The sequence below is a fragment of the Anaerotignum neopropionicum genome, from assembly GCF_001571775.1.
Taxonomy (GTDB): domain Bacteria; phylum Bacillota; class Clostridia; order Lachnospirales; family Anaerotignaceae; genus Chakrabartyella; species Chakrabartyella neopropionicum.
In genome coordinates, this window is sequence record NZ_LRVM01000014.1 from 1 (window position 1) to 23,324 (window position 23,324).

General features: G+C 42.7%; 20 protein-coding genes. 19 read left to right on the forward strand and 1 reads right to left on the reverse strand.

Going from position 1 to position 23,324, the window contains the following annotated elements; genetic code table 11:
- Window positions 1-300: hypothetical protein (locus tag CLNEO_RS15985; protein ID WP_201032945.1), on the reverse strand; the 300-nt coding region annotated here is incomplete at its 3' end.
- Between the two features lie 283 nt (window positions 301-583).
- Between CLNEO_RS15985 and CLNEO_RS14060 the strand changes: the two genes are divergently transcribed.
- The 19 genes from CLNEO_RS14060 (at window position 584) to CLNEO_RS14150 (ending at window position 23,201) form a co-directional block, all read left to right on the forward strand.
- Window positions 584-1,084 (forward strand): SEC-C metal-binding domain-containing protein, encoded by a 501-nt coding sequence (locus CLNEO_RS14060; RefSeq protein ID WP_066090517.1) that lies wholly within the window; start codon window positions 584-586, stop codon window positions 1,082-1,084.
- 1 nt (window position 1,085) lies between these two features.
- Window positions 1,086-2,141: an L-threonylcarbamoyladenylate synthase gene (locus tag CLNEO_RS14065; protein ID WP_066090521.1), complete on the forward strand. Its 1,056-nt coding sequence runs from the start codon at window positions 1,086-1,088 to the stop codon at window positions 2,139-2,141.
- Window positions 2,142-2,173: 32 nt separating this feature from the next.
- Entirely contained in the window at window positions 2,174-2,602 is a 429-nt protein-coding gene (rpiB, locus tag CLNEO_RS14070; protein WP_066090524.1) for a ribose 5-phosphate isomerase B, read from the forward strand.
- 55 nt (window positions 2,603-2,657) lie between these two features.
- On the forward strand, window positions 2,658-3,284 hold the full coding sequence (upp, locus tag CLNEO_RS14075; RefSeq protein WP_066090527.1) for a uracil phosphoribosyltransferase: 627 nt from the start codon (window positions 2,658-2,660) through the stop codon (window positions 3,282-3,284).
- A gap of 141 nt (window positions 3,285-3,425) precedes the next feature.
- On the forward strand, window positions 3,426-3,566 hold the full coding sequence (locus CLNEO_RS15990; RefSeq protein WP_157723601.1) for a hypothetical protein: 141 nt from the start codon (window positions 3,426-3,428) through the stop codon (window positions 3,564-3,566).
- A 207-nt stretch (window positions 3,567-3,773) separates the two neighbouring features.
- The gene (locus CLNEO_RS14085; protein WP_066090533.1) at window positions 3,774-4,811 is read left to right on the forward strand and encodes a glycosyltransferase family 4 protein; all 1,038 of its coding nucleotides are present in this window, start codon (window positions 3,774-3,776) and stop codon (window positions 4,809-4,811) included.
- 106 nt (window positions 4,812-4,917) lie between these two features.
- Window positions 4,918-5,844 (forward strand): DnaD domain protein, encoded by a 927-nt coding sequence (locus CLNEO_RS14090; RefSeq protein ID WP_066090536.1) that lies wholly within the window; start codon window positions 4,918-4,920, stop codon window positions 5,842-5,844.
- Window positions 5,845-5,859: 15 nt separating this feature from the next.
- Window positions 5,860-6,855 (forward strand): ATP-binding protein, encoded by a 996-nt coding sequence (locus CLNEO_RS14095; RefSeq protein WP_066090539.1) that lies wholly within the window; start codon window positions 5,860-5,862, stop codon window positions 6,853-6,855.
- A gap of 446 nt (window positions 6,856-7,301) precedes the next feature.
- Entirely contained in the window at window positions 7,302-7,928 is a 627-nt protein-coding gene (tmk, locus tag CLNEO_RS14100; protein ID WP_066090542.1) for a dTMP kinase, read from the forward strand.
- Window positions 7,929-7,948: 20 nt separating this feature from the next.
- Window positions 7,949-8,275 carry a cyclic-di-AMP receptor gene (locus CLNEO_RS14105; protein ID WP_066090545.1) on the forward strand — a complete coding sequence of 109 codons (327 nt, stop codon included), beginning with the start codon at window positions 7,949-7,951 and terminating at the stop codon, window positions 8,273-8,275.
- Between the two features lie 269 nt (window positions 8,276-8,544).
- Window positions 8,545-9,531 carry a DNA polymerase III subunit delta' gene (holB, locus tag CLNEO_RS14110; protein WP_162266484.1) on the forward strand — a complete coding sequence of 329 codons (987 nt, stop codon included), beginning with the start codon at window positions 8,545-8,547 and terminating at the stop codon, window positions 9,529-9,531.
- Window positions 9,531-10,403 carry a PSP1 domain-containing protein gene (locus tag CLNEO_RS14115; RefSeq protein ID WP_066090548.1) on the forward strand — a complete coding sequence of 291 codons (873 nt, stop codon included), beginning with the start codon at window positions 9,531-9,533 and terminating at the stop codon, window positions 10,401-10,403. Before holB ends, CLNEO_RS14115 begins: the two co-directional genes overlap by 1 nt.
- Window positions 10,393-11,148 carry a tRNA1(Val) (adenine(37)-N6)-methyltransferase gene (locus CLNEO_RS14120; protein ID WP_066090551.1) on the forward strand — a complete coding sequence of 252 codons (756 nt, stop codon included), beginning with the start codon at window positions 10,393-10,395 and terminating at the stop codon, window positions 11,146-11,148. Before CLNEO_RS14115 ends, CLNEO_RS14120 begins: the two co-directional genes overlap by 11 nt.
- 8 nt (window positions 11,149-11,156) lie before the next feature.
- On the forward strand, window positions 11,157-12,005 hold the full coding sequence (rsmI, locus tag CLNEO_RS14125) for a 16S rRNA (cytidine(1402)-2'-O)-methyltransferase (RefSeq protein ID WP_066090658.1): 849 nt from the start codon (window positions 11,157-11,159) through the stop codon (window positions 12,003-12,005).
- A gap of 47 nt (window positions 12,006-12,052) precedes the next feature.
- Window positions 12,053-12,430, forward strand: a complete 378-nt coding sequence (locus CLNEO_RS14130; RefSeq protein WP_066090554.1) for a hypothetical protein — start codon at window positions 12,053-12,055, stop codon at window positions 12,428-12,430.
- A gap of 371 nt (window positions 12,431-12,801) precedes the next feature.
- Window positions 12,802-17,070, forward strand: a complete 4,269-nt coding sequence (locus CLNEO_RS14135) for an acyl-CoA dehydratase activase-related protein (RefSeq protein ID WP_066090661.1) — start codon at window positions 12,802-12,804, stop codon at window positions 17,068-17,070.
- A gap of 267 nt (window positions 17,071-17,337) precedes the next feature.
- Window positions 17,338-20,508: a PAS domain-containing hybrid sensor histidine kinase/response regulator gene (locus CLNEO_RS14140; protein ID WP_066090557.1), complete on the forward strand. Its 3,171-nt coding sequence runs from the start codon at window positions 17,338-17,340 to the stop codon at window positions 20,506-20,508.
- 201 nt (window positions 20,509-20,709) lie between these two features.
- The gene (locus tag CLNEO_RS14145; RefSeq protein ID WP_066090560.1) at window positions 20,710-21,402 is read left to right on the forward strand and encodes a response regulator; all 693 of its coding nucleotides are present in this window, start codon (window positions 20,710-20,712) and stop codon (window positions 21,400-21,402) included.
- A gap of 50 nt (window positions 21,403-21,452) precedes the next feature.
- Window positions 21,453-23,201, forward strand: a complete 1,749-nt coding sequence (locus tag CLNEO_RS14150) for an ATP-binding protein (protein ID WP_066090664.1) — start codon at window positions 21,453-21,455, stop codon at window positions 23,199-23,201.
- The last annotated feature ends 123 nt before the right edge of the window (window positions 23,202-23,324 follow it).

Below are 23,324 nucleotides of genomic sequence, written 5' to 3' on the forward strand. Positions count from 1 at the left end.
AAGCCAGCTTGCTGTCTGCCCTGTCTTGGGCAGTGAGTGGTCATCACTTTTGCTACGCAAAAGCCAGCTTGCTGTCTGCCCTGTCTTGGGCAGTGAGTGGTCATCACTTTTGCTACGCAAAAGCCAGCTTGCTGTCTGCCCTGTCTTTGGCAGTGAGTGGTCATCACTTTTGCTACGCAAAAGCCAGCTTGCTGTCTGCCCTGTCTTGGGCAGTGAGTGGTCATCACTTTTGCTACGCAAAAGCCAGCTTGCTGTCTGCCCTGTCTTGGGCAGTGAGTGGTCATCACTTTTGCTACGCAAAAGCCAGTGTCGCTGTCTGCCCTATCTTGGCAGTGAGTGGGCAACGCCCAAGGTTTGTATTCAGTCTGAAGGGAGCGTTAAATCGGCTCCCTATTTTTGCGGTTTCTTAAGGTAATTTTGATTTTTTGTTGCAATCGGCGAAGAATTATATTATCATTTCAAATAGTGGAGAATTCTGCAACAAGATAAATGCTTTGAAAGAAAGAATCTTTTTTGTGGTGCAAAAAGGAGTATTTTTTTGAGGTGTTTTCCGATAGACCCGAAAATAAAGGAGAGAAAATCAATGAGTTTATATGAAAACTGGATGGAAAAGGCTTTTTCTAAAGAAGGAAAAAGCGTGGATGAAATTTGGGATAGTTATTTGCCCAAGGAACAACGAATCTACGAATATATTCTTGGCGAAAAAGTGAATTCTGTGGAAGGCACAGTGACGGAGCTTGCAGCTCGTTTTAAAATGACAACAGAAGAAATTGTTGCCTTTGTGGATGGTATTAACGAAGTTTTACCTGAAAAATATGAAATGGAAGAATTGACGGAAGAATCTCAAATTTCCTTGCAAATTGATTTTGAAAAGCTATTTAAAAAAATGGTTGAGTATAAAGCAGAGCATCTTTATTCGTTATCTCAGTGGGATGGAATTTTTGACGGGGAAACTCGTAAGAAATTCATGCTGGAACAAAAGAATTCCCGTACAATTATCAAAGGCGAAAAAATCGGACGCAACGATCCTTGCCCTTGCGGCAGCGGTAAAAAATATAAAAAATGCTGCGGTCTAAACCTGTAAAATGGAAACAAGGCTTATAAAAATCAGCACAGAGAATCCCGAATCTGATCTTGTGGAGGAAGCGGCACGTGTTTTAAAGGAAGGCGGGCTTGTGGCTTTTCCTACGGAAACGGTGTATGGCTTGGGTGGAAATGGGCTGAACAGTGAAGCTTGTAAGAAAATTTATATTGCCAAGGGGCGTCCGTCGGACAACCCCTTGATTTTGCATATTTCCCAAATCAGTGAGTTGCGTCCCATTGTGCGGGAAATCCCCCTGGCGGCGCAAAAGCTGATGGATGCCTTTTGGCCCGGCCCCCTTACCATGATTTTTCCCAAATCGGATATTGTCCCTATGGCTGCAACAGGCGGCTTGGATACGGTGGCGGTGCGTTTTCCCTCTCATCCTGTGGCAATGGCGTTGATTCGTGCCTCGGGCTTGCCGATTGCGGGGCCCAGTGCAAATTCCTCGGGGAAACCCAGCCCTACAAGGGCATCTCATGTGGAATTTGATTTATCCGGTAAGATAGATATGATTGTGGACGGCGGTGCGGCGGAATGGGGCTTGGAATCCACCATTGTGGATGTATCCGGTGATGTTCCTGTTATTTTGCGCCCCGGGGCAATTACAAAGGAAATGATGGAGGCTGTGGTGGATCAGGTTTTGATTGATCCGGCCATCTTATCAAAGCCTTCTGTTGACTTGCGCCCGAAAGCCCCAGGGATGAAATATACACATTATTCTCCTGTGGCAAAGGTTACCTTGGTTCGAGGAGATGGGAAAGCTGTTATATACAAGGTGAATGAGTTATGTGCGGCAGATAAAGCCCAGGGCAAAAAAACCGGCGTTTTGGCCACGGAGGAAACTAAGGAGCAGTATCAGGCGGATGTGGTTTTATCCTTGGGAAACAGAGAGAAGCTCGAGGAAATTGGCGCAAATCTGTTTCGACACCTGCGTAAGTTTGATTTTCTTGGGGTGGATACGGTTTATTCTGAGGTATTTTCCGAGGAGGGCGAAGGCTTGGCAATTATGAACCGCTTGAATAAAGCGGCGGGCTATCACCAAATTAATGCCAATTAAGAAAAGAAAAACAACAATAAGGAGAGTTTATTATGTTAGCTTTAGGTTGTGATCATGGCGGTTTTCCGTTGATGGCAGAGGTAATTAAATATTTGGACGAGCAAAATATTCCGTATAAAAACTTTGGAACGTTTTCGGAGGAATCCGTGGACTATCCAAAGTTTGCAAAGCTGGTTGCCCATGGGGTTACGAGTGGCGAGTGCGAGCAGGGGATTTTAATTTGCGGAACAGGAATCGGTATTTCTATTGCAGCCAATAAGATTAAGGGAATTCGTGCCGCTCTTTGCGGAGATGTTTTTTCTGCGAAAGCAACAAGAGAGCATAATAATGCGAATATTCTTGCCATGGGTGCCCGTGTTACAGGCCCTGGCTTGGCTTTGGAAATTGTGAAGGCTTTTTTGGAAACACCATTTTCCAATGATGAACGTCATATAAGAAGAATCAACCAAATTGAAGACTGAAAAGACTGAAAAGACTGAAAAGACTGAAAAGACTGATGAGAAAGAAGGAACGATGATGAGTAAACTGTTCGTATCTGAACACCCCATGATTCAGAGCAAAATGGCAATGCTTAGAAACAAAGAAACAGGTTCAAAGGAGTTTCGAGAGATTATCGGAGAGGTGGCAATGCTTTTGTGCTACGAAGCAACCAGAGATCTGCCTTTGACGGATATTGAAGTGGAAACACCTGTGGCTATGGCGCAGTGCCGCACCATTGATGCGAAGATTGCGATTGTACCTATTTTGAGAGCGGGAATTGGCATGACTGACGGGCTTTTGAACCTGATGCCCAATGCAAAAATCGGACATATCGGGTTATATCGTGACCCTGAAACCTTGAATCCTGTGGAATACTACTGTAAGCTGCCTTGCGATGTGGAAGAAAGAATTGTTTTCTTAACAGATCCAATGCTTGCAACAGGCGGTACAGCGGAAGCTGCCATTGGTTTCTTGAAAGACAAAGGGGTAAAAAACATTATTATGCTTTGCATTCTTGCAGCGCCTGACGGTGTAAAAAGAATTCAGGAAATGCATCCTGATGTAGATATTTATGCCGCAGCTTACGACGGCAAGCTTAACGATCATGGGTACATCGTTCCCGGCTTAGGTGATGCCGGCGACAGAATTTTTGGAACAAAATAAACTGCAAATAGAGTGTGATGGGGAAATTATGGGGGATACAAGCTGTATCCTATCAGAGCGTAGACAAACCTTGGGCTTTGCCCAAACCCGCTTGCTTTTTGAAAAAGGCAAGGCCAAAAACTTTTATGGAACCCTGATTTTATGTGGTTTCAGGTGGGTCAAGGATGCAGTGGCAAAGAAGTGTCACCTGTCCAAAGGGCAGCTTTGCAAAGCAAAAGTGATGACCACTCACTGCCCAAGATAGGGCAGACAGCGAAGCTGGCTTTTGCAAAGCAAAAGTGATGACCACTCACTGCCCAAGATAGGGCAGACAGCGAAGCTGGCTTTTGCAAAGCAAAAGTGATGACCAAGCCCTTGTGGGTGTTTGAGGTCAAAGTCCTCAAGATTTTGACTTTGTCTTCAAGCTGGGAGGATATCAGCAGTATCCTATTACCTTCCCTATTTTCCTTTTATCGGGAGCATCTCCCAACTGTTAGGAGAGGATTTTAGATGCAGCATAATTGGTTATTATATATCGCAGGGTTTGCCAGTGCTTTTGCCATTACCCTGGTAACAACGCCCTTTGCAAAATGGGTTTCCATAAAATGCAAAGCCATTGATTATCCAAAAGACAGAGGTGTGCATAAAAAACCTATGCCCAGAATGGGCGGGGTAGCTATTGTGTTGGGCTTTACCATTACGGTTTTAATGATGTTTTATTTCGACAGAAGCATGAGCACAAAGCAATTTGTCGGGTTTCTTACAGGTGCACTGCTGATTGCCGGCTTAGGCGTATTAGACGACATAAAAAATTTGCCTGCAAAGCTGAAGTTTTGTGTGCAGATTGTGGCGGCGTTTATTGTAATTTTTTCGGGAACCCGAATCAATGTTGTGCTATGGCCTGTGACTGCGGCTTTGCAAAAATTCAGCGTTCCCATTACCCTCATTTGGATTGTGGGCGTAACCAATGCGGTGAATCTGATTGATGGGTTAGATGGCTTGGCTGCGGGGGTTTCCTCTATTGCTGCCTTAAGCCTGATGGTACTTTGTATCATGACAGGAAGTAATACGGCGGTGGTTTTAACGGCTGCCCTTGCTGGTGCCTGCCTTGGCTTTTTGCCCAGAAATTTTAATCCGGCGGAAATTTTCATGGGAGACACCGGTTCTACCTTTCTTGGATTTGTGCTGGCGGTAACCAGTATTCTTGGGGTATTTAAAGGCTATGCGCTTTTGGCGGTCAGTGTGAGTGTTCTGTGTTTAGGCTTGCCTGTATTTGATACAGTGTTTGCCATGCTGCGCAGAATGGCGAAGCATCAACCCATTATGCAGCCCGATCGGGGACATTTGCACCATCGGCTGATTGACCGAGGATTTTCTCAAAAACAAGCGGTGCTGATTTTGTATGCAATCAGCTTTTGCTTGGGGTGCTTGGCTATTTTTATATCCTTTAAGGATTCCAGAACGATTGTGGTTGTATTGCTAACGGTAATTTTGTTAAGCTTTATTATTTATTATTTTAATGTGCATGTGAAGCACAAGAGCAAATAAAAAAAGACTGTCCAAGGACGATTTCGTCGGTGGCAGTCTTTTCTTAGCCCGAAAGACATGGTATACTTAAAGTTGCGAAAATATTAGGGTGGAAAGGAGAATACAAGTGGCTGGAGAAATTTGTATATCAAGTGAATTTATTGAAAAAGAATTGCCTTTGGCGCCGCCCATGTATGTTTCTGTCTACCTGATGACGAAAGCTTTGGAGGATGCCGATGCGGGGATGGTTGCGCAAAAGCTGAATATACTGGAGAGTGATGTCATTCGTGCTTGGCAGTACTGGCAGGAGCGAGAAGGGGCAAAGACTAGTGCTGCAGCCCAAACCCCAATTGCTGTTGCGCAAAAGCCCGAATACAGCATGGAGGAGCTTTCTGAATATATGAAGCATCAGGATATGAAAACACTGCTGCAAACTGCCCAACGAAAATTGGGCAAGCCCTTAACCCAGCAGGATATCAGCATGATTTTTGGTTTTTATGACTGGCTTGGGTTTTCCCCTGACCTTATCGAGGTTTTGCTTTCCTATTGCGTAAGTGACGGATTCAAGGGAATGCGCTATGTGGAAAAGGTGGCCATTGCTTGGGCGGAAGAGGGCATTGATTCCGTGGAGAAGGCGGCGCAATACATAGAGATGCGAAAAACAGGCTTTCGTGGGATTATGCGAGCTTTTGGCCAGAGCGGAAGAATGCCTGTGGATGGAGAAGAGGCCTATATGAAAAAATGGCTGAAGGAATATGAATTACCCCTGGATGTGATAAAAATGGCTTGCGAAAGAACGGTAATGCAGACAGGAAAGGTGAGTTTTCCCTATGCCGACAGCATTTTAAAAAGATGGGAAAATGCCGGGGTGAAAAATACGGCGGATGTTGAAGCACTGGATCGTGCATTTACAGCAAAAAAAACGGTGAAAAGTAATGAGCCGAAGGTTGCGGCGAAGGCACCAAAACAAAATCGTTTTATCAATTATACCCAAAGACAATGGGATTTTGACACATTGGAAAAGCTCCAGCGAGAAGAGAGAGATAAGTGGTAAGAGGAGGTGGAAATATTGGCAACAAGAACGCAAATTTTCCGTGAGATTTTGCGGGAATATGATGGCTTGCGCACGCAAAAGGCAGCGGAATTGCGAGAAAGAAGGACTGCAGTTTACGAAAAACTGCCTCGTTTGGCGGACATTGAACGGGAACTGGCTCTTTTAGGTACGAAAACCGCCCGATTGGTGTTGCAAGGGCTAGCAGATCCAAAGGATGTTTTGGAGCAGCTGAAAAGGGAACAGAAAATTTTGGAGCAAGAGCGTTTGAAAATTTTAGAAGCCAATTATTTGTCGCCGAAGCTTTTGGAGATGGAATATGCCTGCCCAAAATGTCAGGATACCGGTTATATTGGAACGGAGCAATGTCTTTGCATGAAAAGACGTCTGATGGATAAGCTGTATGATCAGTCGAATGTGCGGGATATGCTTCAGGTTGAAAATTTTGATAACTTTAATTTTTCGCTGTATAGCGCGGCACAGTCCAAGGAAGAGGGAATTTCGCCAAAGGTCAACGCGGAAAAGCTGTATCGCAGGGCTTTAGCATTCGTTGAGGATTTTGGGAATGGCGCAAACCTTTTGATTTACGGAGGGACAGGCCTTGGAAAAACATTCCTGTGCAACTGCATTGCCAAGGATTTATTGGAAAGAGGTCATACGGTTTTATATCTTACTGCAGGACAGTTGTTTCGAAGGCTGGAGGAGCAAAGATTTCATAAGAGCGATGACGAAGAGGAATCCAAGGAATGGGACCAGGAGCTCCTTGATGCAGAGCTTTTGATCATTGACGATTTGGGGACGGAGTTTTCTACAATATTTACGGCGTCGGAGCTTTTTCGCATCGTAAATGATAGACAGCTGGCGAAAAAGGCGGTTGTGATTTCCACAAACCTAGGGCCAACGGAGCTGATGAATCTATATTCCGAGCGTGTAACATCAAGATTTCTTGGTGAATTTGAGCAAATGAAGTTTTTCGGAGATGATATTCGCATTATAAAGAAGTATCAAAGATAAAAAACGGGAAATAAAATGACAATAAAAAAGGAGCGAGTGTCTGTAAAAATGGACATGCTCCTTTTTTCATTGGAGTTTTAAGGGAAAGTATAAAGAACGGTGTAAAAACTTGTAAAACGTAAATTTTAAAGAAAGTATGCCTCATATAAAAAAGAATTTTTGAGTAAAATTATTTGTAATACGGCATTTTAAAAAAACAACTGTAATATTGAATAAGGAATAAGTTACATTTGTTTATGGATACAAAAAAAATAGGCAATAATAGGGTTTTGTGATATAATAAAAAAACAATAGAATTTTGTGTGTGAATCACGATTTCTATTTAAGATAGCCGTTCGTTTGAAGGGATGGCATACGATAAACCACACAGGGAGTTTAACTTTTTCTGTCTTCGAAGAAAGCTGTTATTGGCTGAAAATGAATGGAAATTGTTTTTGAGGTGACCAATGAGGGGATTTTTTATTTCGGTGGAGGGCAGCGATGGCAGCGGCAAATCCACACAAATTAGAAAAATAGAGGAATATCTGAAAAAAAAGAAGCAGGAAGTCCTTCTGACCAGGGAGCCGGGGGGCACAATGATTTCTGAAAAAATTCGGGAATTATTGCTGGATCCCTCTAATAAAGCCATGGCGGCGAAAACGGAAATGCTTTTATATGCTGCCGCTAGAGCCCAGCATGTGGAGGAGTTTGTTCTCCCCAATTTGAAACAAGGAAAGCATGTTTTGACAGACCGTTTTACGGATTCCAGCATTGCCTATCAGGGCTTTGGCCGTGCAATGGGGGATATGGTGGCAGAGGTAAACCGCATTGCAACAGGCGGGCTTTCGCCGGATATTACGTTTTATTTGGAGCTTTCCCCCGAAGCGGGAATCGGCAGAAAAAAAGCGGAAGTAAATCATAAGATGGATCGGCTGGAGCTGGAGAAGCAGGAATTCCATCAAAAAGTTTATATGGGCTACAAAGCATTGTGTGAAACACAGGAACAGCGCATCTGCAAAATTGATGCAAGTCAAGATATAGAAACTGTTTTTGTCGAAATACAGGCGGGACTGGACAGATTGTTTGGCTTTTAAACAAGACAGGAGGGATATCTATGAAGCTCATTATTGCCATTATTCAAGACGAGGATGCAGGAGAAGTGATCTCCAAGTTGAACAAAGAGGGTTTTCAAGTAACAAGACTGGCAACAAAAGGTGGCTTTTTACGGGCAGGAAACACGACGCTCTTAACCGGTGTTGAAGAAGAACGGGTTCAAGAGGTAATGGGGATTATTGAAGAAAACAGTAAATCCCGCACCCAATATGCAACGCTGCCATCTTCTTGCGGTGCAATGCACGGGTTTATTTTGGCGCCGATTGAGGTAAATATCGGCGGTGCAACGGTGTTTGTGGTGGATGTTGATCAGTTTAAGAAGTTTTAAACACATAAGCCGTATGAGTTATAAACAGAATTTCATTTTTAGAGACATAAAATAGATAGTTGGCACAGAGCAAAAATGCATATTTTTGCAAATAAAGTTTCGCTCAAGCCTTTTCCAAGGGCTTGCAGGGTTCGGGACAGAGTCCCGAGAACTTGCTGTTGCTTGCTTCGGGACAGAGTCCCGAGAACTTGCTGCTGCTTGCTTCGGGACAGAGTCCCGAGAACTTGTATTTTTATAAGGAAATCACATATACGAAAGGAGAAGGTGCTTTGTATACCTTTCAGGAAATTTGGGGCAATCAGCGCCTACTCCGCCATTTGCGTATGGCAGTAAAAAAACAAAAAACCTCCCATGCGTATTTGTTTATAGGCAGTGCGGGGGCAGGCAAACGGATGATTGCAAATACCTTTGCGAAGTACCTTCTATGCAGTTGCGATCAAGACGAGCCTTGTGGAATTTGCGAGAGCTGTCGGGTGTTTGACAGTGGGAACCATCCTGATGTGATCCATGTGACATCTCCGAAAAAGACGCTGGGGGTAGATGAAATTCGCGGGCAAATATTGGAAACGGTGGATATTAAGCCCTATCATTACGATAAAAAAATATATATTCTTCATCAAGCCCATACTATGACGGTACAGGCGCAAAATGCGTTACTAAAAACCCTGGAGGAGCCGCCCCAATATGCTGTTTTTTTGCTTTTGGCAGAAACGGCGGATGCTTTTTTGCCAACCATTCTATCCAGAACGGTTACATTAAAAATCAGCCCTCTTTCCGAGGAGGAAATTAGCAGGTATTTAATACAAAAAGGCTTGGCATCCCAGGAAGAGGCGGTTTTTTATGCGGCCTATGGACAGGGCCGAATTGGTCATGCCTTGGAATTAATTGAGGATGAAACCTTTCGCCAAATGCGAGAGAACATTCTGGGACAAATGAGCCGCTTGCCTTCTATGAGCCTGGCAGAGGCCTTGCTTTTGGCAAAGGAATGGGACGGCTATAAAAACGATTACCGCTTTTTGGATATTATTGGCTTATGGTATCGGGATTTGTTGGCAGTAAAAGCATTGCGTCAGGAGCGTTTTATTGTCCAAAAGGATAAAAAAGAATTGATATTTGCCACCGCAAATGAGTCTGGGGAAGTATTGGCAAAAAAGGCGGCAGCGGTGGTAAAGGCAAAAGAACGTTTGATTCAAAACGGAAATTTTCGGCTGACCTTGGAGGTTATGCTGATAGAGCTAAAGGAGAATGGAACCTAATGACTGAAGTGGTAGGAATTCGATTTAAAAAAGCAGGGAAAATGTATTACTTTGACCCAGATGGCTTTCAGCTGGAAAAAGAGGATTTTGCCATCGTGGAAACAGCCCGTGGGGTGGAATATGGGCTGGTAATTAAGGAAAATACCTTTGTGCCGGAGGAAAGCATTGTGCCTCCTTTGAAGAAGGTTTTGCGCAAGGCCACAAAGGATGATGCCCGTACGGTGGAAAACAACGAAAAGAAGGAAGCTGAGGCTTTCCAGATTTGCCTTGGGTATATTGCTCGTTTGGGCTTAGATATGAAGCTGATTGAAGTGGAGATGACATTTGATCGCAATAAGCTGATTTTCTATTTTACCTCTGATGGCAGAGTTGATTTTAGAGAGCTGGTAAAGGAGTTAGCGGCAACTTTTCGAACCCGTATTGAATTGCGCCAGATTGGTGTCAGAGATGAGGCAAAAATGCTCAATGGCATTGGTATTTGCGGAAGAACCCTGTGCTGTGCCACCTTTTTGGGGGATTTTCAGCCGGTATCCATTAAAATGGCCAAGGAACAAAGTCTTTCTCTCAATCCAACTAAAATTAGCGGTATCTGCGGAAGATTGATGTGCTGCTTAAAATATGAAGAGGACGTTTATGAGGAGTTAAACAGCAAGATGCCCAAGGCTGGAGATATTATTTCCACACCTGACGGAACAGGAGAAATTCTTTCCACCAATGTTTTGCTTCAGCAGGTAAAGGCTGTTGTGAGAAAGAAAGAAAACGATCCACCCACAATTGCATTTTACAATGCAGATGAAATTAAGGTAATCAAGTCGAAGAAAAAGAAGAAACAAGAACCCATTCCTGAGGATTTAAAGGCATATGAGGACTGATATTGAAATTAATGAATTTGAACGGGTAGACGATTTGCATCGCAATGGATATAAAATTATTCAAGATCCAAAGCGGTTTTGTTTTGGCGTAGATGCGGTTTTATTAAGCGGCTTTGCCAGAGTAAAAAAGGGAGAATGTGTTTTGGATTTGGGAACAGGCACAGGCATTATTCCTATTTTGCTTGCGGCAAAAACAGAGGGAACCCATTTTGCAGGCCTTGAAATACAGGAAGAAAGCGTAGAAATGGCCAGAAGAAGTGTGGCGTTAAATGAACTGGAGGGGAAAATCACGATCCATCATGGTGACATAAAAGAGGTGGGCAGTATTTTCCCTAAGCACCCTTTTGATGTTGTCACCTCTAACCCCCCATATATGAATGAGGGGGGCGGGCTTGTCAACTCCTTCGATGCAAAGGCAATTGCCAGGCACGAGGTGCTTTGCTCCCTGGAGGATGTGATTTTAGGGGCGGAAAAGGTTTTGCAAAGGGGCGGCAGGTTTTATATGATACATCGCCCCCACCGCCTTACGGATATTATGGTGCTCATGCGCCAGTATAAGCTGGAACCGAAAAGAGTGCGATTTGTGCATCCTTTTCAAGATAAAGCGCCTACCATGGTGTTAGTGGAAGGGGTGAAAGGCGGAAATCCTATGATAAAGGTGGAGCCGCCGCTGATTATTTACAGTGAAGCAGGAAAATATACCCAAGAAGCATACGATATATATTACGGAGAGGGGCAGGCATGATGCAGGATATGGCAGGAACATTATATCTTTGCGCAACGCCCATTGGTAATTTGGAAGATATTACCCTTAGAACATTAAAGCTTTTGGAAAGCGTTGATGTGATTGCTGCAGAAGACACGAGAAACACGCTGAAGCTGTTGAATCGTTTTGAAATAAAAACGCCGATGACAAGCTATCACGAGCATAATAAAATGGGAAAAGGGCCATTTTTGATAGAGAAGCTTTTGGCAGGAGAAAGCATTGCCTTGGTTACGGATGCAGGAATGCCTGGAATTTCTGACCCTGGGGCGGATTTGGTAAAGCTTTGCTATGAAGCGGGGGTTCCGGTTACCGTTGCCCCCGGCGCTTCGGCAGCGGTGGTTGCCTTAGTGCTTTCTGGGTTAAATACCAGAAGGTTTGTATTTGAGGGCTTTTTGCCGGCGGACAAAAAAGAACGCCGCATGGTTTTGCAGACCTTGGAGAGAGAACACCGCACTATGATTTTTTATGAAGCGCCCCATCGCTTACTCGATACATTGGAAGAGTTGGAAGGATTGTTCGGCGCTGAACGTGAAAGTGCCGCTGTTCGAGAATTAACCAAAAAGTTTGAGGAGGTTCGGCGGGACTCCGTGGGAAATCAAAGAAAATATTTTACGGAAAATCCACCCAAGGGTGAATTTGTTCTGGTGATTGCAGGACTTTCTTTGGAAGTGCAAAAGAAAGAGGCGCAGGCAAGCTGGGCGGAAATTTCAGTGGGGGAGCATATGCAAAAATATTTGCAGCAGGGCTTCAATGAAAAAGATGCGATGAAGCAAGTGGCGAAGGACAGGGGCGTTTCAAAACGAGACATCTATAAGGATTACAAAATGAATGAATAAATTGTAGGAAGAAACATAGATAGATAACTAGAAAGGGGCGTTTGAGGATGCTTAACGGTTTTTTAGCACTAAGCTTGCGAGATGTATTTCTTGCTGCGTGCATTGCATATGTGATTTTTGCTGGGATACGGTTTCTGCAAGGGTTGTTTGGGACGAGGGAACAGGAGCCTGGGTTTAAAGTGCGAAACATGGATATGGCAGATGTTTATGAAAAATGTAAGGAACTGTTTCCCATACAAAACCTTACTTTTCATGGAAAAGAATTTACCCGAGGTATGCGAATTAAGATAGTCACAATTCAAAAGAAAATTATTGAGGGTGAATTGATTGGAATGAATAAAGTGAACCTAATCTGTATTCGCACCCCCAATCAAATTATTGCCCATCAGTTAGAAAAAATTGAAGAAATTATAGGTTTAGATTAATAAAAAGGTTATTTCCGTTACAAGGGAATAGCCTTTTTCGCTGTAAAAAATCCGTGAAATAAAGGCAAAGAGAAAACCTTAACAGGATTTTAGCGGCTTGGGTTATTGTATTTGCTTTGAATAAGCATATAATTAAATTATGTTAAAAAAACAACGATGAAACGATAAAATGATATTTAGGGATGTAAAAGCCATGAAATTATGGTCTTGCAACGACGCATGGAAAATTTTGACTGAAACAAGGTTTATATAGAGAAGATAATGAAAAAATATATGAAAGACTATCGGTTAGCCGGATTGATGGTAGAAGTATATTGAGGGGGGTTTTGCAAGTGAATTGTTTTGGGGAAAAGCTGGAGCATACATACAAAATGGGTATAGATATCGGCTCCACAACCGTGAAGGTTGTTTTGGTAAACCAAAAATCGGAGATGGTTTTTTCCTGCTATCGCAGGCATTATTCAGAAATCAAAAAAACAGTCATGGATATTATAGAGGAAGCAGGTCAAACCCTGGGCGAGGCTGTTTTTTCCGTTATGATTACAGGAAGCGGCGGTGTTTCTCTTGCAAATAGTATTGGTGTGGAATTTATCCAAGAGGTTGTTGCCACAGCAAAGGCTCTGGAAACAACGGCACCATTAACGGATGTAGCCATTGAACTTGGCGGAGAGGATGCAAAAATAATATATTTTGACAATGGTAATGTTGAGCAGAGAATGAACGGCGTTTGCGCCGGGGGAACTGGCTCTTTTATAGATCAAATGGCAAGCCTTTTGCAGACGGACGCCGAAGGCTTGAATGAATTGGCAAAGGGGCATACGGTAATTTACCCCATTGCTTCTCGTTGCGGTGTTTTTGCAAAAACGGATATTCAGCCCTTGATTAATGAAGGCGCAAAAAGAGAGGATTTGGCGGCTTCTATTTTTCAAGCCGTAGTAAACCAGACCATAGCGGGGCTTGCCTGCGGAAAGCCCATTCGGGGTCACGTTGCTTTTTTGGGCGGTCCACTGCATTTTCTCTCGGAATTGAGAGTGAGATTTATGGAAACCTTAAAGCTGACAAAGGAAACGGCAATTATTCCTGAGAACTCCCATTTGTTTGCGGCCTTTGGCACGGCTGTTTCCTGCAAGGCAGAAGGAACCTTTTATTTTTCTACGCTTTTGAAAAAATTAAGGGAGAAAGGTGAGTTGACAGCGGAAGTTGGTCGTATGGAACCGCTGTTTTGCGATGAAAAGGAATATCAGCAGTTTAAAAACAGACATGACCGCAATAGGGTAAGAAGAACGGCAATTACTACATATCATGGTGATGCATTTTTGGGCATTGACGCAGGCTCCACCACAACAAAGGTTGCGCTGGTTGGGGAGGATGGAAGTTTGCTCTACTCCTTTTATGCAGGCAACGAAGGAAACCCCTTGGGTGTTGTAACAAAAAGCTTGAACGAAATGTATGATTTAATGCCGGAGGATGTAGTGATTCGCAGTTCCTGCGTAACGGGATATGGGGAGGGGCTGTTAAAAGAGGCCTTGATGATCGATTTGGGGTATATTGAAACGGTGGCACACTATAAAGCGGCGCAATTTTTCCGCCCTGATGTGGATTTTATTTTGGATATTGGCGGGCAGGATATGAAATGCATCCGCATAAAGGATAATGTGATAGACAGTGTTTTACTAAACGAGGCTTGCTCCTCGGGTTGCGGTTCCTTTATTGAAACCTTTGCCAAATCCTTGAATTATAATGTGGCTGATTTTGCAAAAATTGCCCTTTTTGCCAAGCATCCCATTGATTTAGGCTCTCGCTGTACGGTGTTTATGAACTCCCGTGTCAAGCAAGCACAAAAAGAAGGTGCCGATGTTTCGGATATTTCAGCGGGATTGGCTTATTCTGTCATTAAAAATGCGTTGTTAAAGGTAATTAAAATTGCTGATCCTCAATCCATGGGGAAATCCATGGTTGTTCAGGGAGGAACCTTTTATAATGATGCAGTTTTAAAAAGCTTTGAAATGATCAGCGGCAGGCGGGCAGTTCGTCCCGATATTGCGGGTATTATGGGCGCCTTTGGTGCAGGGCTCATTGCCAGGGATAAATACGAAGCAGGCTTTAAAACCACATTAATCAGCCGAGAAGAAATGAATGCCCTGGAGGTGCACTCTACCATGGCAAGATGTCAGGGCTGTACAAATCACTGCCTTTTGACGATAAATATGTTTAGCGGGGGCAGACGCTTTATCACGGGAAATCGCTGTGAAAGAGGGCTGGGAAAGGAAAAAATCAAAAATCCGGCACCCAATCTGTTTGAATATAAATGCCATAGATTATTCGATTATGAGCCGTTATCACTACAGGAGGCAAGGAGAGGTACGGTGGGCATTCCACGAGTTTTGAATATGTGGGAGGACTATCCTTTTTGGTACACCTTCTTTACAAAGCTGGGGTACCGTGTGGTACTTTCTCCCAATTCCTCAAAGGCAATCTTTGAAAAGGGCATGGAATCCATCCCTAGTGAATCCGTATGCTATCCCGCCAAGCTGGTACATGGACATATTATGTATTTGATTGAGCAGGGCGTGGATATGATTTTCTATCCGGGCGTTGTTTACGAAAGAAGAGACAGCATTGCGGCGGATAATAACTATAACTGCCCCATTGTGGCCTCTTACAACGAAAATATAAAAAATAACGTGGAAGAACTACAGGAAAAGGGTGTGCGTTTTATGAACCCTTTCCTTGCCATGGACAAAATAGAAACCGTTTTGAAACGTATGACAGAGGAATTTGAGCCTTTGGGCTGCAGTAAAAAGGAAGTCAAGGAAGCTGTTTTCTGCGGCTGGAACGAATGGTCCGCCTTCCGTCGGGATATGCATGCAAAGGGTGAAGAAACCTTGCGTTACCTCAAAGAAAAGGGGATGACGGGAATTGTTTTGGGCGGACGGCCCTATCATGCGGATCCGGAAATCAACCACGGAATTCCGGAATTGATTGCAGGCTACAATATTGCAGTTTTGACGGAGGATAGCGTTGCCCATCTTGGCAAGGCAAAACGGCCTACCGTAGTCAGAGATCAATGGACCTATCATTCCAGGCTGTATGAAGCTGCTGCATTTGCAACCACCCAGGAAAACCTAGAGTATGTTCAACTGAATTCTTTTGGCTGCGGGTTGGATGCGGTTACCACGGATGAGGTAAGGGCAATTTTAACGGCTTCGGGGAAAATATATACGGTGCTTAAGATTGACGAGGTAAACAACCTTGGCGCAGCACGTATCCGTATTCGCTCCCTCATTGCAGCCTTGGAGGACAGAAGGGAAAAGGGCGTTACCCTTAGGGAGGGTGATGCAAGCTTGCATAGGGTACTGTTTACAAAGGAAATGCGGGAAAAGTATACCATTCTTTGTCCTCAGATGTCACCCATACATTTTAATATTTTGCAGCCAGCCATGGGTGCATGCGGCTATCATCTGGAGATTATGGAGGCCATGGACAGAAGTGCTATTGACACAGGCTTGAAATATGTTAATAATGATGCCTGTTACCCGGCGTTAATTACCATTGGTCAGCTGATGAACGGCTTGTTTTCTGGAAAATACGATTTAAATCGCACCGCTCTTTTGATTTCTCAAACAGGCGGCGGCTGTAGGGCAACCAATTATATTTCTTTTATTCGTAAAGCACTGGCAAATGCGGGAATGCCAAATATTCCTGTTATTTCCTTAAACCCTGTAGGGTTGGAAAAAAACCCGGGATTCAAAATCAGCTTAAGCTTGATAAATAAGGCGTTGCAGGCGTTGGTATATGGCGATGTGTTTATGCGGGTATTGTATCGAACACGTCCTTATGAAAAAGTAAAAGGCTCTGCCAATGCCCTTTATGAAAAATGGAACGAAAAGGTGAAAAAAGATGTTGTAATAGGGAATTTTCATACATATGCGGAAAATATTCGAGGAATTATACGAGCGTTTGACGAGCTTGCGTTACTTGATATAGAAAAGCCAAAAGTAGGTGTGGTGGGTGAAATTTTGGTAAAATTCCACCCAACTGCAAATAATGACTTAGTAAACCTTTTGGAAAGAGAAGGCGCAGAGGCGGTTGTGCCTGATTTACTTACATTTGGCCTATATTCTTGCTATAATGCGACGCAAAAGGAAAAATACTTGGGCGGTTCCAAAAAAAGCAGAATTATGGCAGATATGGTAGCCAAAATGATTGAGCTATATCAAAAGCCTATGCTAACAGCATTAAAAAAGAGCCGTCGTTTTGATTGTCCCCAGGATATACGAGAGCTGGGCAAGTATGCTGAAAAGGTGGTTTCCCTGTGTAATCAAACGGGAGAGGGCTGGTTCTTAACGGCGGAAATGATTGAGCTGATACATACCGGAGTTGCGAATATTGTTTGCACCCAACCCTTTGGGTGTTTGCCCAACCATGTTGTGGGCAAAGGGGTAATCAAAGAGCTGCGCAAGCAGTATCCTTTGTCTAATGTGGTTGCCATTGACTATGATCCGGGGGCAAGTGAAATCAATCAGCTAAACCGCATTAAGCTGATGCTAGCGGGGGCGAACAAGAATTTAGAGGAAAAGAATTCCAATCATCTAAATAAAGCACACTCCATTGAGGAAGCGGCTTTTCAAGTAAAATAGGGAAAAATGGGGTTTTATTAAGGGAAAAGGGTGTCGAGAAGGTGGATACCCTTTTTTGGTGCAAATTTATAAGCTCTCTGCATCAAAGTTGCTGTAAAGCCGTCAGAATAAGAAAATTTCTTTTGCCGAATTGGCGTGGCAGGGCGAAGCACAAGAAGAATGAAAAGAAAGCTTTCTTTAAAGGATTGACAATAAAAGAGATAAGAAATTATACTTAAATCAATGAAAGGAAAAACGTTTCAAAATAAGTTGAGAGGGGTATCCAAAATGGCTTCAGTAGAAAAAGAAAATCTGGAACGATTGTTAAATGCCATAAGAGAAGTGGCGGTATTTGTGGTTTGTCAGGATACTCAAGAAATATTATTTTGCAACAATGAGGCAAAAAAACAAGAGGCGAATGAAACAGGTATAAAATTTAAAGATTTATGGGCAAATCAGTCTGCCCAATGGATGGAAGAAAATACAAACCATAAAGGGAATTATGTAACAACAATATTTGATGATACTACCAAGAGAATGATAAGAATGGCGGCAACAAATATACTATGGGGCGTGGAAAATGTGCCGGCTTTTGCTGTTATGCTTACGCCTATTATCTGCGGGAAGGATGGGACAAAGCTTTTTATTCTTTTTGAATATATAGATGTAATACTGTCAGAAGGCTATTTATATAGCTGCATGGTAAATTTAACCCAAAATGAATATCAAAACATACTACCAAATTTTTGCAGCAAAAGGGTGATTTTTTCTGGAAAAACCTATGATGAATTGACAGAATCTCTCAATCAAAGGGTACATCCCATTTACGATGGAGAGATCAAGGGGATTTATGGTAAGGAACGGCTATTGCAGGACTATGCAATGGGAAAAAGAAGAATTAGCAGTGATTTCCTGCTTCAGGATGAAACAGGAGCATATCGCTGGGTCAGAGGTAACGTGGTGTTTCCGGAAAATACGGATACCTCGGATGTGATCGCAATGATGCTGTGGAAAGAAGTTGAAAAGGAAAACGATGTTGCACAGCAGCTGCTTTTGGAGCAAGAGGCTCTTTTTGACAGCTTGCCTGGGTATGTATTAAAAATAAGGATAGGCGATGAAATTGTGTTAATGGAAGCCAGTAAAACATTTTATGAATTTTTTTATGAAACGGATGGAAATTTTCAAGTGGGGGATAATGTTTTATCGGAAGACAGAGAGTATGTAATAACAGAAATCAAAGAAAAGGGAAAGATGGGACAGCCAATTACCTTTGAATGCCGTGTGTGCAACAAGGAAGGCAAACTCATTTGGGTGCAATGTGAGGGGAAATTGGTTGGGCACCAGATGGGATGGCCAGTATATTTGCTGATATTGCTCAATATTACCACAATCAAGGAAGTTCAGGCACAGTTAATGCAAGAAAGAGAGCGATATCGTTTGGCGGTAGAAGATATGGCGGTAGGATTTTTCGAATATTACGCCAAGGAAGATTTTTTGGTATATCATGGTACCCGAAGGGACGGGGTTGGCACACTGAAAATTCGGGATTTTATAAAAAATATAAAGGAGCTGTCTTATTTTCCTGCGGAAACTGCTGAATTGATAGTAAAAATATTGCATGGTGAAAGCACAGGGGCGGAAATAGAGGTTTATGTGAATCAGCATAAGCAAAAAGAATGGATTTTCTGTCAAGGAAACGCCATAGTTGAGAATGGGAGAGTAAAGAAGATTATAGGTACATTACGCTCCATTGATGCCATGAAAAAGGAGCAGATTCGCGTAGAAAAAAAATTGCAGGCAGAGCAGAAGAAGCACCGAATGTCAAATCAAAGATTTCTTCAGGTGGTTAATCAATTATACGATTTGATTATTGAAGTGGATATAAAAAGCAGAAAAACCTTTATTTGGAAGGATTCGAAGGACTATATTACGTTTAGTTCAACAGAGAAAAAGGTGTTTCATTTTCTAACCTCCGATTGCTTTAATTTAATTCATGACGAGTATCGTGAAGCGGCAAGGAAGAAATTTTCTGTATATTCTTTGGAGAAGGAATTTCATAATGGGAAAAAAGAGGTTATGCTGGAGGTTCCTGTGCGAAGCAGTATGGGTGTTTATCGCTGGTATCGTATTCAGGTTCAGCTCATCGAGGGGGAACCGGATTCCACACGTGTTATGGTTTACTTTAAGGATATTGATGAGCAAAAATCACGAGAAGCCCAGCACCAAAACACCCTTAAGGATGCACTTAAGCTGGCGGAGCAGGCAAACGCGGCAAAAGGTGAATTTTTATCCCGTATGTCTCACGATATCAGAACGCCGCTGAATGCAATTATGGGCATGGCAGCCATTGCGCAGGCAAACTTGGAATGCAAGGAAAAAGCGGAGGATTGCTTGAAAAAAATCAATACTTCTTCCAAATATCTGCTGGCATTAATCAATGATATTTTGGATATGAGTAAAATTGAAGGAGGGAAAACAATTTTAAATATAAAGGAATTTGATATTCATGAATTGCTGTATGAGTCGGTGGTTTATGGTTATACCCAGGGACAAATGAAGGAGCAGGAATTTTTGGTGCAGATTAAAGGAGAAAAAGAAGGAATTTTTGAAGGAGATTCCCTTAGAATCAGCCAGATATTAATCAATTTGCTGAGTAATGCCTTTAAATATACACCGTCAAAGGGGAAAATATCCTTAATCGCTGCGGTTGAAATTTTGGATGAAAGCCGAGTCTTGCTCCAAATAGAAGTTCAAGACAACGGAATAGGAATACAAAAGAGTTTTCTGAAAAAACTTTTTCTTCCCTTTGAACAGGGCAAGGGTGGGCTGGATGCCGGCGGAACAGGATTAGGCCTGGCAATTTCTCAAAATCTGGCGATGCTTATGGGCGGTCAGATTTTTGTTGAAAGTGAAGAGGACAAGGGAAGTGTTTTTCGTGTTGAGCTTCCTCTAAAAAGAAAGCTTGAAGCTGCCGTTTCTCCCATAGACAAAAAAATGCAAGAAGGACAGGCAGATATGAATTCAGCCGCTGAGGGGAGAAGGCTCCTTGGAAAATTTGAAAATACCAATGTTCTTTTAGCTGAGGATAACGAGATGAATGTGGAAATTGCAAAAACGCTATTGGAAATGTGTGATATTTCAGTTGATGTTGCAAGGAATGGACAGGAGTGCGTGGAGCTTTTTCGACAGTCCCAAGAAGGCTATTATCTTGCCATACTTATGGATATACAAATGCCGATTATGAATGGTTTTACTGCAACCAGAGAAATTCGTAAAATGAATCATAAGGATGCAAACAGCATTCCCATTATTGCGATGACAGCCAATGCGTATTCCTCGGATGTTGGGGAATCCATGGCGGCAGGGATGACGAAGCATATTTTAAAGCCCATTGATATAAGTGTTTTATTCCATTTATTGAAGGAATACGAAAAGGCAAAAAAGGATATGGAACAATAGAGTTGCTGTGAAATTTTGGCTTGCGGGGAGATTTGAAAACAGAGGGAATGGCTGGAACATTTCACGGTATACTTATTTTTTGCAAGTATTTATGTTAAATTGTATTATAGAGAGAAAAAATGTAAAACTGTACTTTTTCCAATATTTTTTGTATAATGAAGAAAGACAGTTTATTCTGACCTATGCAATGGGGGACAACAAATGGATAAAAAAATACTTATTGTGGATGATGAAAAGAATATTGTTGAGATTATAGCGTTTAATTTAAAAAAAGAAGGCTACAAGATATTAAAAGCCGCCGATGGCGTGGATGGCGTAAAGCTTGCCCTGGAGGAAAATCCGGATTTGATTTTGCTGGACATCATGATGCCCAAAATGGATGGCTATGAGGCTTGTAAAAAAATTCGTGAAAAGAAAAATACACCTATCATTATGCTTACGGCGCGTGCGGAAGAAGTTGATAAGGTACTAGGACTGGAATTAGGTGCAGATGATTATGTTACTAAGCCTTTTGGTGTGCGGGAGCTGATGGCAAGAGTGAAGGCGAATTTACGCCGTCAGGTTGTTCAAGAAGAAGCTGTTGCAGCGGAAACAGACGGATGCGCATATGGCAGGCTGAACGTGAATTTGGAGCGCTATGAGGTTCGCAAGGACGATCGTGTTCTTGAGCTAACCCTGAGAGAGTTTGAGCTATTGAAATTTCTTACCCAGCAAAAGGGACAGGTTTTTTCCAGAGAAACTCTTTTGGAAAAGGTTTGGGGTTATGAATATTTTGGCGATGTCCGTACGGTAGACGTTACGGTTCGTCGTTTACGGGAAAAATTGGAAGATGATCCGGGAAAGCCGGAATATATTTTAACCAAAAGAGGCGTAGGCTATTATTTTGATTGCTGAGGAAGACGAGGTTGGAGCCTTTGCGAAGTATTAAATGGAAGTTAATTATTATGTATCTTGGGCTCGTGCTGATTGTGATGATTGTCAGTGGCTCTTATATTTTGCTGAGCCTTAGAAATATTGAGATGGAAAAATCCAGAACGCAGCTGGAGCAATATGCAGAAAAAATTGACGAGCAGGTTATAGAGGATAACGATTCCCAGTATTTTCAAGAGAACTTACTCAGAGCGGTTACCAATGCGGTGGGGATTGAAGGGAATATTTTGGATGCCAATGGCAATACAATTGCATCCACCTCCGTTTTTCAAGAGCCTTATCCCGTTTATTCAGACCAGGCGATCATTGCCGCCATGAACGGAATTTCATCCTTTTCTTCGGGGAAAAAGAGTACGGATTCCTTTGGTCTGCTGAAGGAATGGATGAGCTACGCCGTGCCTATAGAAGGGACGGGGGACAACGAGTCATATATCATCTACACCCGTTTGGATGCGGGGGATATGCGCTCAAGCTTGGATCAGACAACAAAAACCATTATCATTGCTGTTGCCATTTCCTTGTTTTTGGCGGTGATTATGGGGTATGTATTTGCACAAACGCTCACAGGCCCTATTTTGGCCTTGACAAAGGGCGCTAAAAGCATGGCGGAGGGCAACTTTGAGCAAAGCTTAAAGGTACGCAGCTCTGATGAAATTGGTCAGCTGACCAGCAGTTTTAATTACATGGCGTCTGAGTTGACCAAAAACATGTCGGAGATTTACCAGGAAAAAAATCGTTTGGAAATTTTGCTGCATAATATGAGTGACGGCGTGATTTCTTTTAATAAAGACGGGGAATTGATGCTAGCCAATACTGCCGCAACGGAAATGCTTGGGGTAGATAAGATAGAAATGGATTTTTCTACTTTTATTCGAAAGTATGATATTAATTCGGGGGTATATTTGGATATGGGCAGTGAGCCTTCCCAAAAGGTAGCCTTCCCTGTGGATAAGCATTTTATCAACGCAACCTTTACGCCATATTACAATGCTGCAGGGCAAATAGAGGGTGTGATTGTTGTTTTGCAAGATATTACGGAGCAAAAGAAGCTGGATGATATGCGCAAGGAATTTGTGGCCAATGTTTCCCATGAGCTTAGAACGCCATTAACAACGGTAAAAAGCTATACGGAAACCCTTATGGACGGCGCAATGGAGGACAAGGAAATTGCCATGGAATTTTTAGGCATTATTGACAGTGAAGCCGACAGAATGGCATTTTTAGTTCGAGATTTGCTTCAGCTTTCTCGCTTTGATAATAAGCAGGTGTGTCTGGACATTTGTGCAATTGAAATGAATGACTTTCTAGCTTTAACCGTAAAGCAAAACAAAATTCACGCAGAGGCTAAGCGACAGGAGCTGACCTTCGAACCATACGAGAAACCGGTAATTATTCATGCGGATCGAGATCGTCTTGGTCAGGTTGTGAATAATATTGTTACAAATGCTATGAAATATAGCCTGGAGCAGGCCTCAATTAAAATTTACATCACGGAGGATGAAACCTATTATAAAATTTCCGTGAAGGATACGGGTATGGGAATTGCAAGGGAAGATTTGCCCCGTATTTTTGAGCGATTTTATCGTGTGGATAAAGCCAGAAGTCGCGCCATGGGAGGCACAGGCCTTGGTCTTGCCATTGCAAAAGAAATCATGGAAGGCCACGGAGGAAGGCTGAGTGCAGAAAGCGAGTATGGAAAGGGAACAACCATGACCATGTGGTTTCCTAAAAAATTCACGACACAACCCTATACAGAAGTATAATAGCCTTTTCCTGCAAAAAAACCGCTTATTTTGCATAGGAAAAAGTTGTTATAAAACTGTAAGCACGTTGTAACATGAATGTAATATTTCTATTGTATAATAATAACGCAACTATAATTATTT

Excerpts from the sequence above, each read along its gene's own strand:
- CLNEO_RS14130 (WP_066090554.1), top strand. The coding sequence starts at position 12,053 with ATGCTTAACGGTTTTTTAGCACTAAGCTTGCGAGATGTATTTCTTGCT.
- CLNEO_RS14065 (WP_066090521.1), top strand. The coding sequence starts at position 1,086 with ATGGAAACAAGGCTTATAAAAATCAGCACAGAGAATCCCGAATCTGAT.
- CLNEO_RS14145 (WP_066090560.1), top strand. The coding sequence starts at position 20,710 with ATGGATAAAAAAATACTTATTGTGGATGATGAAAAGAATATTGTTGAG.
- CLNEO_RS14135 (WP_066090661.1), top strand. The coding sequence starts at position 12,802 with ATGGGTATAGATATCGGCTCCACAACCGTGAAGGTTGTTTTGGTAAAC.
- CLNEO_RS14105 (WP_066090545.1), top strand. The coding sequence starts at position 7,949 with ATGAAGCTCATTATTGCCATTATTCAAGACGAGGATGCAGGAGAAGTG.
- CLNEO_RS14085 (WP_066090533.1), top strand. The coding sequence starts at position 3,774 with ATGCAGCATAATTGGTTATTATATATCGCAGGGTTTGCCAGTGCTTTT.
- upp (WP_066090527.1), top strand. The coding sequence starts at position 2,658 with ATGAGTAAACTGTTCGTATCTGAACACCCCATGATTCAGAGCAAAATG.
- CLNEO_RS14115 (WP_066090548.1), top strand. The coding sequence starts at position 9,531 with ATGACTGAAGTGGTAGGAATTCGATTTAAAAAAGCAGGGAAAATGTAT.
- CLNEO_RS15990 (WP_157723601.1), top strand. The coding sequence starts at position 3,426 with ATGTGGTTTCAGGTGGGTCAAGGATGCAGTGGCAAAGAAGTGTCACCT.
- CLNEO_RS14150 (WP_066090664.1), top strand. The coding sequence starts at position 21,453 with ATGTATCTTGGGCTCGTGCTGATTGTGATGATTGTCAGTGGCTCTTAT.
- CLNEO_RS14140 (WP_066090557.1), top strand. The coding sequence starts at position 17,338 with ATGGCTTCAGTAGAAAAAGAAAATCTGGAACGATTGTTAAATGCCATA.
- CLNEO_RS14060 (WP_066090517.1), top strand. The coding sequence starts at position 584 with ATGAGTTTATATGAAAACTGGATGGAAAAGGCTTTTTCTAAAGAAGGA.
- tmk (WP_066090542.1), top strand. The coding sequence starts at position 7,302 with ATGAGGGGATTTTTTATTTCGGTGGAGGGCAGCGATGGCAGCGGCAAA.
- CLNEO_RS14120 (WP_066090551.1), top strand. The coding sequence starts at position 10,393 with ATGAGGACTGATATTGAAATTAATGAATTTGAACGGGTAGACGATTTG.
- rpiB (WP_066090524.1), top strand. The coding sequence starts at position 2,174 with ATGTTAGCTTTAGGTTGTGATCATGGCGGTTTTCCGTTGATGGCAGAG.
- rsmI (WP_066090658.1), top strand. The coding sequence starts at position 11,157 with ATGGCAGGAACATTATATCTTTGCGCAACGCCCATTGGTAATTTGGAA.